This is a genomic window from Pseudomonas sp. A39 (assembly GCF_058145955.1).
In genome coordinates, this window is the sequence record NZ_JBYVMD010000021.1 from 69,697 (window position 1) to 83,941 (window position 14,245).

Sequence of the window (14,245 nt, forward strand, 5' to 3'; positions counted from 1 at the left end):
TAGGGCGATATATGACAAAAGCGATGCCGCGTATGACGCCCAGCAGATCTGGCTATCTGGATGCTCTGACTTTAAGAGCGGCATGAACGAAGGCGACTTTGTGAAATGGCTCCGCTTAGAGGGCCAGGTAAAGGCAATTCCACAGATCAGAAGAACTGCGGTCGTGAGGCTTTACATGGACGGGTGGGACACAGCTCGTGGAATGAAGGGGGTTATCAGCTGCAAGGATTTCGCCCAAGGCCGGGCGAGTGATTACGCGTCCGGCATCGACATCAGGCAACCTTAGTCTCGGCCCAATAAAAACCCGGCGCAGTGGCCGGGCTTGTTCTTTTCGGGTTTCTAGAGCATTCCGCCACGCCATACAACGCGCCCGATGATGCGAACCTCGTTTATCTCCCCATCACGCAGCGTCTCATCGCCGTAGCGCGCCTTGTCTTGGTTGTCGCTACGGATGATCCAGCCATCGAAGTCCGACTTCACAAGGCGCTTAACGATCGTGCCTTTGGACTCGCTCTGCATGGCGAAGATTTGTCCATCCTTCGGCTCGATCTTCGACTCATCAATCAGCAGCACGTCGCCGTCATTGATGGTCGGCTCCATGCTATTGCCGCTGGCATAGATCACATCCAAATGCTTCTGGTTGAGATTGTTGGCGCGGAGCCACGCCGACTTGAATGCCATGACCCCGCGAATCTCGACGTGCGGGTTGTCGTCACCATCACCGGTTGAGCCGCGAGCAGTAAGTTGGAGCACTCCGGTGTAGCTGGGCTCATCCTGCAGATCAAAGCTGCGCGGAGGGGTTCGGCTTTCATCAGGACCCAGTGGCACTGATTCGCGCATATCTCCGCGCCCGTATTCAAGCCATTCGACCCTTACTTTCAGCGCGGTAGCCAAAGCGAGCATCTTCGCGCCGCCCGGCATAGATTCTCCGTTTAGCCACTTGCTGCAAGCCTTAGGGGTGACCTTCGCCATTTTCGCCAAGCGAACGCCTGCGCCCCACTCAGGAATCCCCGCCTCTGACAGGGATTTCTTTAGGCGCGCTACGAACGAATTGCGTATTTCTTCTATTTGAACCATGGGTTCATGTTCTCACGCGCTTGCATGTACTTTCAGTTCCGACATAAGATGTACCGTAAGTTCATATTTGACTCGGAGGCCATATGCGGCCGCTCAAGAAATCGATTGATGATGCTGGTGGTGTTCCGTCCGTGGCGCTGGCCTGCGGGAAGACCCCGCGCGCTATCTACAAATGGCTTGTTGCCGACGCGCTGCCGCGCACCGAGTACACCGGCGAAACCCAATACGCCAAGAAAATTGCAGAACTGGCTGCCGCCAACGGCAAGCCGTTCGAGCCTGCCTGGCTGCTCGCCGAGGCACACCCTAAGAAATCAGCTGCATAACCATTTCGAACAACCAAGGAGCCTCACCAATGGCATACGACGACACGCGCCACCTGAAAGACCGGGAGATCAAGTCCCGCTATGACGATGAAACCTATGAGGCGTTAAAGGCTGTGGCCCGCCTGCACAAGCTGCAGCTGGCCGTGTTTGTGCGCATGTGCGTCGAGGAGAAGTTGGAAAGCATCGTTGAACCGAATGCTACCGGTAAACACATGCAGGCCTGAAGGCCCTGAAGGAGGCTATGTGCCTGAAACCACGATCAGCCACGGGATCGATGGGCGCCTCTACGAAAAGCTTGAACGGTTGGCAGCAGCGGAAGGCATGACGCCTGACGAGTACGCCGCAAAGCTTGGAGCAGAACGCTTTTTCGAGAAAACCAGGCCAAGAGGGGCTGGAAAAATCCGGCATCTACCAACGACACGGCGTGACCCGCCGAAGGCCGTATTAGGGCCTGAAAAAGGAGGGACTGATGAAGACCCGAATCCATAAACCCAAATCGCAGGCACAAAAAAGCCAGGTTCGCGGCCTGGCTTCTTTAACTGCATACAGCAAAATCATCTGTGAGGCCGATTATGCATACCTCTAACACCGATGTACAGGCCCTGAATAATCCCGCGCCACGTTTTGCGATTGCAGAAAACGTGGCGCGCGAAGTTTCGATGACAAGTCTTGAACTTGTCGAATTCATAAATGCTCATCGCTCACGTCAATCCGCCGAGACAGGTTCTAAATTTGCTCTGCTCATGCACAAGAGCTTTTTAGGAAAAGTGCCAGAGGTTTTGGGCGAGCAGGCATCGGCAAAATTTATTGCCGATCTCCCTGATAGCTATGGGCGCCCTCGAAAGGGTTATTCATTCCCAAAGCGCGAATCCTGCCTGATGGCAATGTCGTACAGCTACGATCTGCAGGCCGCAGTTTTCGACCATATGACAGCGCTGGAAGAGCGATTTTCACAAAAGGTCGCACTCCCTTCCTACGCCGAAGCCCTGCGCCTCTATGCCGACCAGATCGAGCAGACGGAGGTGCTTCGCGTAGAAAATCATCAGCAGGCCACGAAGATTCAATGCTTGGAAGACTTGTTCAGGGAAGGCGAGACGGCAGCTCAGTTCTGCAAGCGCTTAAACGGCTTGAACGTGATGCAAGTTAACGCCTGCCTGAAGGCTAAAAACTGGTTATTCACTGAGGGTCGGTCTGGGACCCGGTGGCGCGTCTCTTCTTATGCCCGCGACAAGTACATGACCGAGCACCAGCACGAAGTCACCCCGCACGGCAAAGACCCATTCATCTCCTACACGCCAATCCTCCTGAAGAAGGGCGCTGCACGCCTGTACGACCTGTACCTGGCCGGCGAGTTGCCCATGAAGAAGACCTGGGACGGCCTGTTCACCCACGACAAAGCTATGCGGGGTGCGGCATGAGCATCGTCACTCAACAAGCCACCGTCTACCTGGCCCCGACTGCTGGTCGACGCTTCCTGACCAAGGCTGCCGCGATCAACAAGGAAGCCCGCGCGATCATCAAAAAGCACTTTCCTGAAGTTCAGCCGCACGACTGCGATGCAGAAACCTGCGGATGGTGCCGTGACCCAGGCTGGAGCCTTGAGACCGATCAGCCGGAGCGCTTCAAGCGCTATTACCGGCTGCTGACTGCCGCGTTGAAGAGCACCGCCCAGAACACCAAGGAGGCCCAATGATGGCCAGATCCCGAAACATCAAGCCAGGGTTCTTCTCGAACGAACACCTGGCGGAGGTGGATTTTGCCACCCGACTCCTATTCATAGGCATGTGGACCGAGGCCGACCGTGAAGGGCGCCTCGAGGATCGCCCGCGCCGCCTGAAAATGGCCCTGTTCCCCGCCGACAACGTCGACATCGAAAAGATGCTCGCTGACCTGGATCATTTGGGATTCATCACGCGGTACACCGTTGGATCATTCCACGCCATCCAGATCGTGAACTGGGCGAAACACCAGAACCCGCACCTCAAGGAAGCCAAGAGCGTCATCCCTGAAATGCTTGTTCCAGAGCATTGCCCGGTAAAGGTTGGTGCTAGCACCATGCAAGCACCAGGCGAGAACAGTTCTTTCCCGGCTGATTCCCTCTCTTCTGATTCCCTTAACCTGATTCCTGATTCCCTTCCTCCGTCGCCCGCTCCGGTGGTGGTGGAAGACCTTTTCCCAAAGTTCTGGAAGCTCTATCCACGCAAGGTCGGGAAGGACAAGGCGGAGAAGGCCTGGACGAAACTCAAGGTTACCCCGGAACTGTTCGACCTGATGGTCAAGGCCCTGGCCAAGCAGGTACTGACGCCGGACTGGCTCAAGGAGAAGGGCCAGTTCATCCCGCACCCATCGACTTGGTTGAACGGTAAGCGCTGGCAGGATGAGATCCCAGACACTCCGAACAACGTCCACCACTTCCCACAATCGCGCCACACGGGTTTCGCTGAACGCGACTACACCGCAGGCCTGATTCAGCGTGAGGACGGTTCCTATGCGATCTGAGCCAGTTGAACAACTGTCGCCTGAGTTCCCGCCAGGCACTCGAATCCAGCCGGCAACGTGCGAGACCCACGGCGACTTCGAGCAGAAGGTTTTCCCGGTGTTGGGCAAGGAGCTGAAGAGCGCCTGCCCTGAGTGCAGCCGGATCACGCGCGAGAAGACCGAGGCCGCCGAGCAGGCCAACAAGGCGATGGAAATCCGCATGGCCATGGAGCGCAAGCTCGGTGCCGCACTGATCCCCAAACGATTCGCCAGCAAGACCCTGGACGGCTACATCGCCACCACCGCAGAGCAGCACAAGGCATTGAACACTTGCCGCCGGTATGCCGCCGAGTTCAAGCAGATTGCCGAGGCTGGCCGCTGCCTGTTGCTGCTGGGCAAGCCCGGTACCGGCAAGACGCACCTGTCCGTGGCGATCGCCAACGAGATCATGGCCAGGTCCAGCGCCACTGCTGTGTACCGCACCATCGGTTCCGTGCTGCAGGCGATCCGGGCGACCTACGACCGCACCAGCGACCAGAGCGAAAGCCAAATACTCGCCAGCCTGATCAGCCCCTCGCTGCTCATCCTGGACGAGATCGGCGTCAGCAAGGAAAAGCCCAGCGACTTCGAGTTGACCACGCTGTTCGCAATCATCAACGGTCGGTACGAGCAGATGCGCCCTACGGTGATCGTCTCCAACCTGGAAGCCAAGGCGCTGCCCGATGCCATCGGTGACCGATGCATTGATCGGCTTCGGGAGGGTGGGGTGATCGTGGTCCCGTTCGATTGGGAATCACAGCGCGGAAAGGAGGGTTTCTGATGAGCATCCAGAAAAATGAAATCAAGCCCGGGTTGCAGGTTGGCCGGTACAGCAACCAAGGAAATCTGGTGGCGGAATTTGAAGTGCTCGAAGTGCTGGATGGCAAGGTTGCTCGAATGAAGGTGCTGCGTAGCCGTCGTCCTGAGCTGGTTGGGCGTATCGAAAACTACACCGTTCGCGACATGACTGAATGGGCTGAGCGAGTTCGCTTGGGCGTGGAGGTGAGGCTATGACTCCGCACTGGAATGACGCGCCTGAATGGGCCCAATGGCTTGCTCAGAACGAAGACGGCAACTGGTACTGGTATGAGTTCGAACCCGGCGCCATCCCGTTCGGATTTTGGCTTGACCCTGGTTATGGGCAAGAGCGTTGGGCTCGCAAAACTCCTTGCTATCGAGAGTGGGATCAAACACTGGGGGCTCGGCCATGACCGACTACACCGAACTGAAGTCGATTGCCGAGACGTGCCAGGGGAACCAGCCGCTTCGCTTTATGCGCAGCCACGGCGCGCTGTATATCCGCAACGACAACGGCATCGTCTTCGACGTGCATCAGAACCGCTCATTCCCTGACCTCGTGGCGCAGAACAAGGATTACGCGGATCTGGTGCTTGCCGCCAGCCCTGCCGCAATCCCGGCCCTGATCGCCGAGAACGAGCGCATCAAAGCTCGACTTTGCGTGTGTCGCGACTGCGGTGGCCAGGGCGAGATCTATTCCGGCCACAGCTCCTATCAAGGTCACAACCAGCCGCCAGAACCGGATATGGATGTGTGTGGGACCTGCGGAGGGGATGGCGTTCTTGGCCCGGTCGAAGACTTTGAGACTCTGGCTGCCGAGCGCGACCAGCTCAAGGCCGAGAACGAGGCGCTGCACGGCCTTCTCCGCGAAATGCGCTCAATCGGAAACCACGCACCTGCAGAGTTGACCCTGCGGGTTGACGCCGCGTTGCGCAAGGGAGAGCGGCCATGACCGATAAAATCTCCATCAACTGCCGCTCCATGCTCACCGAGGCCATCACCCGCATGTCCAAGATGTTCGAGGACAAGCACTTCGTGGTCGTGAGCCTGCGCCCTGGCAAGGATCGTACCCTCGACCAGAACCGTCTTTGGTTCGCGATGTACAAGCGGATCGCCGAGATGACCCAGATCGGTGACGCTGCCGACGCCCGGAGCTACTGCAAGCTGCACATCGGCGTGCAGATCCTGCTGAACGAGGACGCCGGTTTTCAGGCCGAGTGGTACCGGGTGATGCGCCACCTGCCGTACGAAACGAAGCTGGCCATGATGGGGGAGTGCAAGCTCTTCGGCCCGGACGGTTTCCCAGTGACCAGCCTATTCAATCGCGCACAGGGCATCGCCTACACCGATCGCATCGTCGCGCGCTTTGCTCCGCAGGGCGTGTACTTCTCTGACCTGCTTAGCCAGGAGGCCGCATGAAGCGCACGCCACTGCAACGGAAAACTCCGCTCCAATCCGGTCCACCACGGCGTAAACGCTGCCCAGAGTGCAGGGTGATGTTCACGAAATCGCGCGAATCGCAGGTGGTGTGCGGCGAGATCGAGTGCGCGATCGCACACGGCAAGTCCGAGAAGGGGCGGGCGATCGCCGGTAAAGCGCTGGCAGAAGTTGGACGCCGCGAGATCAATGTCCGCAAGGAGAAGCTGAAGACCCGGGCGGATCACCTGCGCGAAGCCCAGGCCGCGGTTAACGAGTACGTGCGCCTGCGTGATGCGCATCTTCCGTGCATCAGCTGTGACTCCACACCGAACGACAGCGACCTCATGACCGGCAGCCGCTGGGACGCTGGGCATTACCGATCTGTCGGCGCCTGCCCCGAGCTGCGCTTCGAGCCGCTGAACATCCACCGGCAGTGCGTGAAGTGCAACCGCAACCTGTCCGGCAATGCCGTGGAGTACCGCATCCGCCTGGTGCAACGCATCGGCGCCGAGAAGGTGGCCTGGCTGGAAGGTCTGCACGCGCCATGCAAGTACACCGTGGAAGAGATCAAGGCCATCAAGGCCAAATACCGGGCAATGACCAGAGAGCTGAAAAAAGGGGAAGCCGCATGAAGTTGATCAACGCACGTCAAGCGTGGACTGATGCACAGCACGAATCAAACGCCTCGATCAGTGCTGCTGCGGCTGACCGGGCCAAGTCCGCAACCGTACTTAGGAAGGAAAAGGCAGCACTCCGAGAGATCATCTTCGCCGCCCAAGGTGAGGACAAGGAAGAGCGCATCATGGCTGTGCGCCAGAAAATCAGCATTGCCGAAACGCGTCGCTCACCGATTGGCCGCTCCACACATCGTGCAGCTCACCTTCTCACCATGGGCAAGGTGCAGAAGGCGATTGAGTCGCTTCCGTTCCAAGTGCAGCAGCTGGGGCACTACCTTTACCACCCGTGCATGACCGTCGTGCACATGCTCAACGCCGAAAAGCTCATTTGGGCGGATACGGACTTTGGCGCGCTCACCGACGCCAAGGCGGCGAAGGTTCATTGCCTGATCACCTGCGCCCTGCAGTCCTACAAGGTAGAGGTGAGCGGCGGTGACGCGTGGGGCCCAGCCCGAGTGTCTGAAGCCATGATGAAGCTGTACGGGATCACCGTGGAGCCCAAGCACTGGGATCGTGATTGGCTCGACATCTGGAATTTCCTGAAAAAAGCTATCGAGGAAGTGGATATCCAGGCGCAAGAGCCTGTATGGCAGGTGATACACGCGGAAAATTCAGAGGATGCGGCATAAAGGTGTTGCCATGGTGGGGAGTTTGATGTACTTTTTCCACACTGCGCAACTTACCTCCAGCGCACGACCACTTCGAAACCTGGCCACCGCGCCGGGTTTTTTATTGCCCAAATGCAGGCGAAAGACCGGAAAGACCCTCCTGCCCATCCATACAGAGGATCTACCGATGACCAAGATTACCCGCTGCAAAATGACTCTACGCTCCAAAGGGCCTGTTCAGGGCTCGACGGAATCTCTGACCCGCCTGCACTTCGGCGCCGTGTGGTCGGCCAATCCAGCGGAGGAGGACGCGATCTACGGCAAGTACACGCCCTACGGCGAATACGTCGTAAACGTGGCCGCCGACCGCGGCGAGCATTTCGAAGAAGGGAAGGACTACTACTTCGATATCTCACCAGCATTCTGAATCCATCGCTGCTCCCTGCTGCATCTTGGCCTCACCCTAATGAGGCCCTTTTAATTCCCTGGTGCCCCTATGACAGAAGTATCGCGCATTGCAGATAGCACGGCGTTCAAGGTCGTCGTGCCGATATTGCAGACGATCCTGTCGGCGGGCGCCATTGGCGCTTTTGTGTACGTGGTGGGGTCCCTTGGATCTCTTCAGGTGCAGCTCGCCGCCTATCAAACCAATCAAGCCCTGATCGGGCAGCGGGTTGAATCGCTGGAGCGATCGAGGGAGTCGACAGACAAGTTCGTCGACTCCCTGCGCGTCAGCACCCAGCGCCAAGAGTTCAAGATTGAGCAAGTCGTCGAAAGCATGCGTGAACTGGTGAAGAACGGACGCCCAAAATGAGAATTGTGCTGATCGTGATGTTCCTGATTGCCGGGTGCACGACCAAGCATGTTCCTCCACCCCAGATTACCTACACGGTATCCGGCCTCACTGCCTCCAACTGCGCGCCTTCTGAGCGACTTGCTCGGCAGCTGCGAGAGGCCCTGAAGAGTCGCGATCAATGGAAGCTCTACGCCGAAAGGCTTGAGAAACTCCCCGCAGCGAAGATATCCCATGACCCTAATCCCTGAATGGCGAAAGTTCTGGCGCATGACCAGTGTTCAACTGGCAATCATTGGTGTTGCCCTCAACGCGGCCGCCGCTGGTTGGTCCGCCTTCCAGGGCGCAGTAGACCCGCTGATCTTCGCTTCGGTGAACATGATCCTCGGTATCGGGGTGGCAGTGTTCCGGGTGATCCAGCAACCAAAGTTGCGCGACGGTGAGCCGAAGTGATCGCCTTGCTGAAGTTGGTACCGGCATGGGTGTGGATTGCCCTAGCCGTGGCAGTGTCGTTCGGCGTCATGGACATCAAACTCAGGCGAGCCCAGTCAAACCTGCTTGAAGTGGCCGGCGAGCGTGATACCGCGACGGCCAAAGCTAACTCGCTCAGCAAGACCCTCGCCCTACAGCGTCAGGTCACCGACGACATCAATCGAGCAGCCGACAATGCCAAGACTCAAAACCAAAGCATCCAGGCTGCTGTTGTTGTCGCTGATGGCCGGGCTCGCAGCCTGCAGCAACAAATCACCGATCTCCTTGCCAGTCGACGCACCTGTACTGCCGAGGTTGCCAGCGGAAGCAAGGCAAGAGCTGACCTTACCGTTCTGCTTGCCGACCTGCGTAGAAGCGCTGACGAAACAACGGGAAGCCTGGCAGAAGCGCTTGACCGAAGCCGAGTAGCCGGATTTGCGTGTGAGGCTGCATACGCAGCAGCGCAGAAGAACAGATAAGCCGCGCCACGATTTGGCGCATACGAAAACGTGGCGCGGAGAAAAGGTTATGGGTAGGCCATATCCGCCGACGTCATTGCTCGATCTTTCCGATCTGGCCGACATCGGTATCCGCCTGACGCCAGCACCCGAAGTGTGGGAGTGGCTCCAAGCCGAGATCCTTGCCGACACCGGAAGCATCCACAACGAAGACCATGCCCACCTACTGGATGCAGACATCCGGATCATGTGGGCGTCGTCGAGCTTTAACAAGCAGGGCCGGACAGTCCTGGGCCAGGCCGAACAGGTAGCGTTCCGCGCCGGCGGTTGGCAGAAGGCACGGATGGAGCAGCAGATGCGTGATTGGTTCGGCGAGGTGCCGGCCTTCATCATCACGTTGGCTGCTGACTACTGCGCCGAGTGCAGCGACACCGACTTCTGTGCCCTGGTGGAGCATGAGCTTTACCACATTGCCCAAGCGACAGATCGGTACGGCGCGCCCAAGTTCACTCAGGAAGGCCTGCCCAAGCTTGAGATGCGCGGACACGACGTAGAGGAGTTCGTCGGTGTGGTTCGACGCTACGGTGCAAGCCCTGACGTTCAGGTGCTGGTGGATGCTGCAAACAAGCCCGCCGAGGTGGGTAAATTGAATATATCGAGGGCCTGCGGAACCTGCCTGCTCAAGCTGGCCTGATTTTGGACAGGCATAAGACAGGTGGAAATCTATGGCAGTCCTTCAAAACGAAGTGAAGGCCTTTATTGTGCAGGCGTTGGCTTGCTTCGATACGCCGTCACAAGTGGCTGAGTTGGTCCAAAAGGAATTCGGGCTGACTATCACGCGGCAGAAGGTTGAATCGCACGACCCCACGAAGATCTCCGGCAAGTTCCTGGCCAAGCGCTGGGTGACCTTGTTCGAGGACACTCGCAAGCGTTTCCGTGACGACACAGCAGATATCCCGATCGCGAACCGGGCATTCAGGCTTAGAGCCCTTGGCCGGATGGCTGAGCGCGCAGAGAACATGAAGAATATTGCGCTCGCTGCCCAGCTGCTGGAGCAGGCCGCCAAAGAAACCGGTGGCACCTACACCAACAAGCAGCAGGTAGATCTCAGTTCGACCGACGGGACGATGACTCCCGCAAAGGACCGCCCGATTGACGCCGAGCTGGTTAAAGCCCTGGTAGACAAGCTGGTGGACTGATGGCTATCAAACCGATCGAGTGGGACGCGCTGAGCCACGCTGAGCGCTCTGCCTTGGTCGCGGCGGGCGAGCATAGCCCCCTGGCCTTTACCAGCCTGTGGTTCAACATCACGCAGGGCGACAGCTTCAGGACGAACTGGCACCACCACTACTTTGACTACGCCGCCCGCCAGATGCTTGCCGGTGACGCGCAGAACATCGTCGTGAACATCCCGCCAGGCGGAACCAAGACCGAGTTCTGGTCTGTGCACCTGCCGGTGTACACGATGGTGAAGCACCGCCGGGTGCGCATCCTCAACACAAGCTATTCCAAGAGCCTGGTAGACGAGAACAGTGAGCGCAGCCGCTCCCTGGTCAAGTCGACCGAGTTCCGCGAGTTCTATCCCTTCGAGATCGAGAAGGACAAGGTTGACGACTGGACACTGGCTCGGGACGGGAAGCGTATCCACCAGTTGTTCAGTCGCTCAAGTGGCGGCCAGATCACGGGTGTCCGTGGCGGCTACATGGGTGACGGTTACACCGGCCACATCCAGGCGGATGACTGGGACAAGATCGACGACCTCTTCAGTGAGGCGAAGCGCCGCAAGTCGCACACACGGCTAGTGAACACCCTGCGCAGCCGGAAGGCTCACAGCGGCACACCATTCGTAGCGATCCAGCAGCGCGGCCACATCGATGACTCGACCGCGTTCCTGCTGTCTGGCGGCATGGGTCTGAAGATCGATCTGCATATCAAGATCCCGGCCCTGGTCAATCAGGAATATATCGATTCACTGCCTGACGGTATCCGCGAGCGCTGCATAAAGAGCGTGTGCGGGTCGGAGCAGGTAGACGGCTACTGGTCGTACTGGCCGGCCAAAGAGAGCGTTCACGACCTGATCGCGCTCCGCACGGCCCACCCGTACACGTTCAGCAGCCAGTACATGCAGGACCCCGACACGCTAGATGGCGGGATCTTCTCGGCTGACGACTTCCAGTACTACGGCGACGTGGATGCTGGTGCCGATCTGCCACTGCCGGAGAAGTTCGACTACCGCTTCATCACTGCGGACACCGCACAGAAGACCAACACCTGGAACGACTGGACGGTATTCGCTGAGTGGGGCGTGTTCGAGGGCCGCATCTACCGGGTTGGCATGAAGCGCGGGCGGATGGACGCCAAGACGCTGCGTCGAGAGTTCGAGGCGTTCGTCAAAGGCGCCTGGGCCAAGAACGGGAAGGCCAACGGAATCCTGCGTCGGGTCTACGTCGAGGACAAATCCAGCGGTACCGGCCTGATCCAGGAGATGGAGAAGCGTCTGCCGCTCAAGGTGACGCCAGTCCCTCGGGATCGCGACAAGCTGACCCGTGCCCTGGATGTGCAAGGCTTCCACGCTGCCAAGCTTGTGTGCCTGCCCTACGACGACAGCCAAAACTACGAGTTCGTGTGTGAGGTCGCATCCTTCACCGCCGACGACAGCCACAAGTACGACGATCAGACAGACGTGATGATCGACGCCTTGTCCGAGGTTTACATCAAGGGCAAGCGATCGATCCGCGACCTTCTATAACCAATTCGGTGACCCCATGAGCAAGAAGGGCTTAGTGCCAGCAGACAAAAAGCTGGGCAAAGCCCTTGTTCGGGCCGCTCAGAAGTACGAGGCGCAGATCAAGTCGTCGAGTGACGGCCTGGTGAACGTCGTGTCCGGCCTGGGCACGCAGAAGGCCAAGCGCTCACACAACCAGTTCCAGTACGGGTTCCTGAACGACTTCCAGCAGCTGGACGCGGCATATCAAACCAGCTGGCTTGCCCGGGCGATAGTTGACTACCCAGCCGAGGACATGACCCGCGAGTGGCGCACCCTCAAGTGCGACGACGCGGACGTGATCCGGGCCGAGGAAGACCGCCTGCAACTTCCTGCTATGGTGAGCGAGGCAACCAGCTGGGCGCGCCTGTACGGTGGTGCCGGCATCCTCATGCTGACCAACCAGGACCTGACCAAGCCGCTCAAGCCGGAGAAGATCAAGAAAGGCGACCTGTATCGCCTACTGGTCATCGACCGCTTCGATATGACGGCGATGGACCTGAACCAGACCAACATCCTGGCCGCGAACTACTTGCAGCCGGAGTTCTACACCATCGCCGCCGGCGCCCAGATGATCCACTGGACGCACTTTGCCCGGTTCGCTGGTGCCAAGTTGCCGCGCCGCCAGCGCGCACAGACGCAGGGCTGGGGTGACTCAGAGCTGCGCAAGTGCCTCGACGACGTGATGGACATCGTCGCATCGAAAGACGGCATTGCCGAACTGATGCAGGAAGCGAACGTCGACATCATCAAGCGCGAAGGCCTCTCGGATGAGCTGGCAAGCGATCAGGACGACGCCATCACGGCGCGTTACGCCCTGTTCAGCATGATGAAGTCGTCGATCAACCTGGCGCTGCTGGATGGTGACGAGACCTACGACCGCAAGACCCTGGACCTTTCCGGGGTTGCTCCGGTGCTTGACCTGCTCATGACCTGGCTAAGCGGTGCAGCTGACATCCCTGGTACCCGTTTGTTTGGTGAGGCTGCAAAAGGCCTCAGCAACGGCGGTGAAGGGGACATGAACAACTACCACAACTCCCTATCGTCGAAGCGCCTGGTTCAAGTTGACCCAGGCCTACGTCAGATCGACGAGGTGCTGGTGCGCTCGGCTACGGGAAGTTGGAACGACGACTTCAACTATGTCTGGAACCCTTTCCAGCAACCAGACGCTGTGCAGATCGCCGCCGCCAACAAGGCCAAGGCCGAAACCGACCTGCTCTACAAGGACGGCGGGATTGTTACCACCAGCCAGATCCAGCGCCGCCTGCAGGCCGAAGAGCTCTACCAGTTCGACGACGACAAGATCGCCGCCCTGGAAGAGGACGAAGACCTGACGATGTTCAACGACCCGGTGGATGACGATGACGATAAGCCAGCTGAAACGTAAGTTGGGGTTGCCGTTCAATCGGAACCCGACGTTCGAGCAGATGCGCGCTCACGGCATTGAGCCGCCAAGGCGCCCACTGATCGCCCCCAGGGCGCCACCGCCGGTACCGAGAGACTGATCCATGGACATGATCGGCATCCAGTACAACGCCAAGCTGCAGCGGCTGGTGAAGCAGGTCAAGGCGGACATCACCAAGGAGGTGATGCCGCTGGCTCGCCAGCTCGCGCCGGAGTACACGCGGGACGCGACGGCCACGACTGACGCCTGGTCAGACCTGGTGCTCAGTACCATGGGTCGCCTCATGGACAAATGGCAGTCAGACCGATTCGGCTCAATCGCTGGAAGGCTGGCTGCTGACTTCGTGCAGGCCGCGCTTAAGAAGTCCGAGCGCGACATGAAGCGATCGGTCGGCATCGATGTATTCAGCGGCAACAAGGTCATGCAGGACTACCTGAAGGCCTCTGCCCAGCAGAATGCTCAGCTGATCAGATCTATCCCCGGGAAGTACCTCGAAGAGGTGCAGACCCAGGTGATGGCGAACATGCGCGCCGGTATGCGGCCCAGCTACATCGAGAAGGCGTTGCAGGAGCAGTACGGCGTCACGCAGCGCCGCGCCAAGATGATCGCCAGGGACCAAACATCCAAGATTCAGGGCGAGATCGCCGAGAAGCAGCAGACGAGCGCAGGGTTCGAGTATTTCCAGTGGGTCGATGCTGACGACGAGCGTGTCAGGGATCGTCACTGGGAGATTGCCAATACCGTCACCGCGTACGGCAAAGGTATATACCGCTGGGACAACCTACCGCTGAGCAGCAAGGGCGTTCCGATAAAACCTGGCTCCGACTATCAATGCCGATGCATCGCGCGCCCAGTGAGTGCACGCGAGGTCAAGGCCAACCAAGACGCAGGCCGCACAGCGCCGGGCGTCTACCGCTAATTCATTCCAGCGACGA

At 58.9% G+C, this 14,245-nt stretch carries 22 protein-coding genes; 21 read left to right on the forward strand and 1 reads right to left on the reverse strand.

Going from position 1 to position 14,245, the window contains the following annotated elements:
- Nucleotides 1–339: 339 nt before the first annotated feature.
- On the reverse strand, nucleotides 340–1,077 hold the full coding sequence (locus tag AC3ZU9_RS17265; RefSeq protein ID WP_490091051.1) for a S24 family peptidase: 738 nt from the start codon (nucleotides 1,075–1,077) through the stop codon (nucleotides 340–342).
- 83 nt (nucleotides 1,078–1,160) lie between these two features.
- On the opposite strand from AC3ZU9_RS17265, the gene AC3ZU9_RS17270 reads away from it, so the two are divergent.
- From AC3ZU9_RS17270 to AC3ZU9_RS17370, 21 genes are all read left to right on the forward strand, one after another.
- The gene (locus AC3ZU9_RS17270) at nucleotides 1,161–1,400 is read left to right on the forward strand and encodes a helix-turn-helix domain-containing protein (RefSeq protein ID WP_065950843.1); all 240 of its coding nucleotides are present in this window, start codon (nucleotides 1,161–1,163) and stop codon (nucleotides 1,398–1,400) included.
- A 29-nt stretch (nucleotides 1,401–1,429) separates the two neighbouring features.
- Nucleotides 1,430–1,624: a hypothetical protein gene (locus AC3ZU9_RS17275; protein WP_040267807.1), complete on the forward strand. Its 195-nt coding sequence runs from the start codon at nucleotides 1,430–1,432 to the stop codon at nucleotides 1,622–1,624.
- A gap of 19 nt (nucleotides 1,625–1,643) precedes the next feature.
- Nucleotides 1,644–1,889: a hypothetical protein gene (locus AC3ZU9_RS17280; RefSeq protein ID WP_490091052.1), complete on the forward strand. Its 246-nt coding sequence runs from the start codon at nucleotides 1,644–1,646 to the stop codon at nucleotides 1,887–1,889.
- Nucleotides 1,890–1,972: 83 nt separating this feature from the next.
- Entirely contained in the window at nucleotides 1,973–2,818 is an 846-nt protein-coding gene (locus tag AC3ZU9_RS17285) for a transporter (protein ID WP_490091053.1), read from the forward strand.
- Nucleotides 2,815–3,093 (forward strand): hypothetical protein, encoded by a 279-nt coding sequence (locus AC3ZU9_RS17290; RefSeq protein ID WP_490091054.1) that lies wholly within the window; start codon nucleotides 2,815–2,817, stop codon nucleotides 3,091–3,093. Before AC3ZU9_RS17285 ends, AC3ZU9_RS17290 begins: the two co-directional genes overlap by 4 nt.
- Complete coding sequence (locus tag AC3ZU9_RS17295; protein WP_490091094.1) at nucleotides 3,093–3,899, forward strand: LvrA C-terminal domain-related protein; 807 nt, start codon at nucleotides 3,093–3,095, stop codon at nucleotides 3,897–3,899. The genes AC3ZU9_RS17290 and AC3ZU9_RS17295 overlap by 1 nt, the downstream gene beginning before the upstream one ends.
- The gene (locus AC3ZU9_RS17300; RefSeq protein WP_490091055.1) at nucleotides 3,889–4,698 is read left to right on the forward strand and encodes an ATP-binding protein; all 810 of its coding nucleotides are present in this window, start codon (nucleotides 3,889–3,891) and stop codon (nucleotides 4,696–4,698) included. Before AC3ZU9_RS17295 ends, AC3ZU9_RS17300 begins: the two co-directional genes overlap by 11 nt.
- A complete protein-coding gene (locus AC3ZU9_RS17305; RefSeq protein WP_490091056.1) occupies nucleotides 4,698–4,931 on the forward strand; it encodes a hypothetical protein in 234 nt (77 codons plus the stop codon). The genes AC3ZU9_RS17300 and AC3ZU9_RS17305 overlap by 1 nt, the downstream gene beginning before the upstream one ends.
- Nucleotides 4,932–5,124: 193 nt before the next feature.
- A complete protein-coding gene (locus tag AC3ZU9_RS17310) occupies nucleotides 5,125–5,667 on the forward strand; it encodes a hypothetical protein (protein ID WP_490091057.1) in 543 nt (180 codons plus the stop codon).
- Nucleotides 5,664–6,134 carry a hypothetical protein gene (locus AC3ZU9_RS17315; RefSeq protein ID WP_490091058.1) on the forward strand — a complete coding sequence of 157 codons (471 nt, stop codon included), beginning with the start codon at nucleotides 5,664–5,666 and terminating at the stop codon, nucleotides 6,132–6,134. The genes AC3ZU9_RS17310 and AC3ZU9_RS17315 overlap by 4 nt, the downstream gene beginning before the upstream one ends.
- Entirely contained in the window at nucleotides 6,131–6,766 is a 636-nt protein-coding gene (locus tag AC3ZU9_RS17320) for a recombination protein NinG (protein WP_490091059.1), read from the forward strand. The genes AC3ZU9_RS17315 and AC3ZU9_RS17320 overlap by 4 nt, the downstream gene beginning before the upstream one ends.
- Nucleotides 6,763–7,440 (forward strand): hypothetical protein, encoded by a 678-nt coding sequence (locus AC3ZU9_RS17325; RefSeq protein WP_490091060.1) that lies wholly within the window; start codon nucleotides 6,763–6,765, stop codon nucleotides 7,438–7,440. Before AC3ZU9_RS17320 ends, AC3ZU9_RS17325 begins: the two co-directional genes overlap by 4 nt.
- Before the next feature lie 166 nt (nucleotides 7,441–7,606).
- On the forward strand, nucleotides 7,607–7,846 hold the full coding sequence (locus AC3ZU9_RS17330) for a hypothetical protein (RefSeq protein WP_490091061.1): 240 nt from the start codon (nucleotides 7,607–7,609) through the stop codon (nucleotides 7,844–7,846).
- A 69-nt stretch (nucleotides 7,847–7,915) separates the two neighbouring features.
- Nucleotides 7,916–8,233: a hypothetical protein gene (locus tag AC3ZU9_RS17335; RefSeq protein WP_490091062.1), complete on the forward strand. Its 318-nt coding sequence runs from the start codon at nucleotides 7,916–7,918 to the stop codon at nucleotides 8,231–8,233.
- A 213-nt stretch (nucleotides 8,234–8,446) separates the two neighbouring features.
- Entirely contained in the window at nucleotides 8,447–8,665 is a 219-nt protein-coding gene (locus AC3ZU9_RS17340) for a DUF7940 domain-containing protein (RefSeq protein WP_106804551.1), read from the forward strand.
- The gene (locus AC3ZU9_RS17345) at nucleotides 8,662–9,162 is read left to right on the forward strand and encodes a DUF2514 family protein (protein ID WP_490091063.1); all 501 of its coding nucleotides are present in this window, start codon (nucleotides 8,662–8,664) and stop codon (nucleotides 9,160–9,162) included. The genes AC3ZU9_RS17340 and AC3ZU9_RS17345 overlap by 4 nt, the downstream gene beginning before the upstream one ends.
- A 49-nt stretch (nucleotides 9,163–9,211) precedes the next feature.
- Nucleotides 9,212–9,835 carry a putative metallopeptidase gene (locus tag AC3ZU9_RS17350; protein ID WP_490091064.1) on the forward strand — a complete coding sequence of 208 codons (624 nt, stop codon included), beginning with the start codon at nucleotides 9,212–9,214 and terminating at the stop codon, nucleotides 9,833–9,835.
- A 31-nt stretch (nucleotides 9,836–9,866) separates the two neighbouring features.
- Nucleotides 9,867–10,340 (forward strand): DUF2280 domain-containing protein, encoded by a 474-nt coding sequence (locus AC3ZU9_RS17355; protein WP_102624718.1) that lies wholly within the window; start codon nucleotides 9,867–9,869, stop codon nucleotides 10,338–10,340.
- Nucleotides 10,340–11,890: a phage terminase large subunit gene (gene terL, locus AC3ZU9_RS17360; protein WP_490091065.1), complete on the forward strand. Its 1,551-nt coding sequence runs from the start codon at nucleotides 10,340–10,342 to the stop codon at nucleotides 11,888–11,890. The genes AC3ZU9_RS17355 and terL overlap by 1 nt, the downstream gene beginning before the upstream one ends.
- A gap of 34 nt (nucleotides 11,891–11,924) precedes the next feature.
- Complete coding sequence (locus tag AC3ZU9_RS17365) at nucleotides 11,925–13,292, forward strand: DUF1073 domain-containing protein (RefSeq protein WP_490091066.1); 1,368 nt, start codon at nucleotides 11,925–11,927, stop codon at nucleotides 13,290–13,292.
- Between the two features lie 121 nt (nucleotides 13,293–13,413).
- Nucleotides 13,414–14,229, forward strand: a complete 816-nt coding sequence (locus AC3ZU9_RS17370) for a phage head morphogenesis protein (protein ID WP_490091067.1) — start codon at nucleotides 13,414–13,416, stop codon at nucleotides 14,227–14,229.
- Nucleotides 14,230–14,245 lie beyond the last annotated feature (16 nt).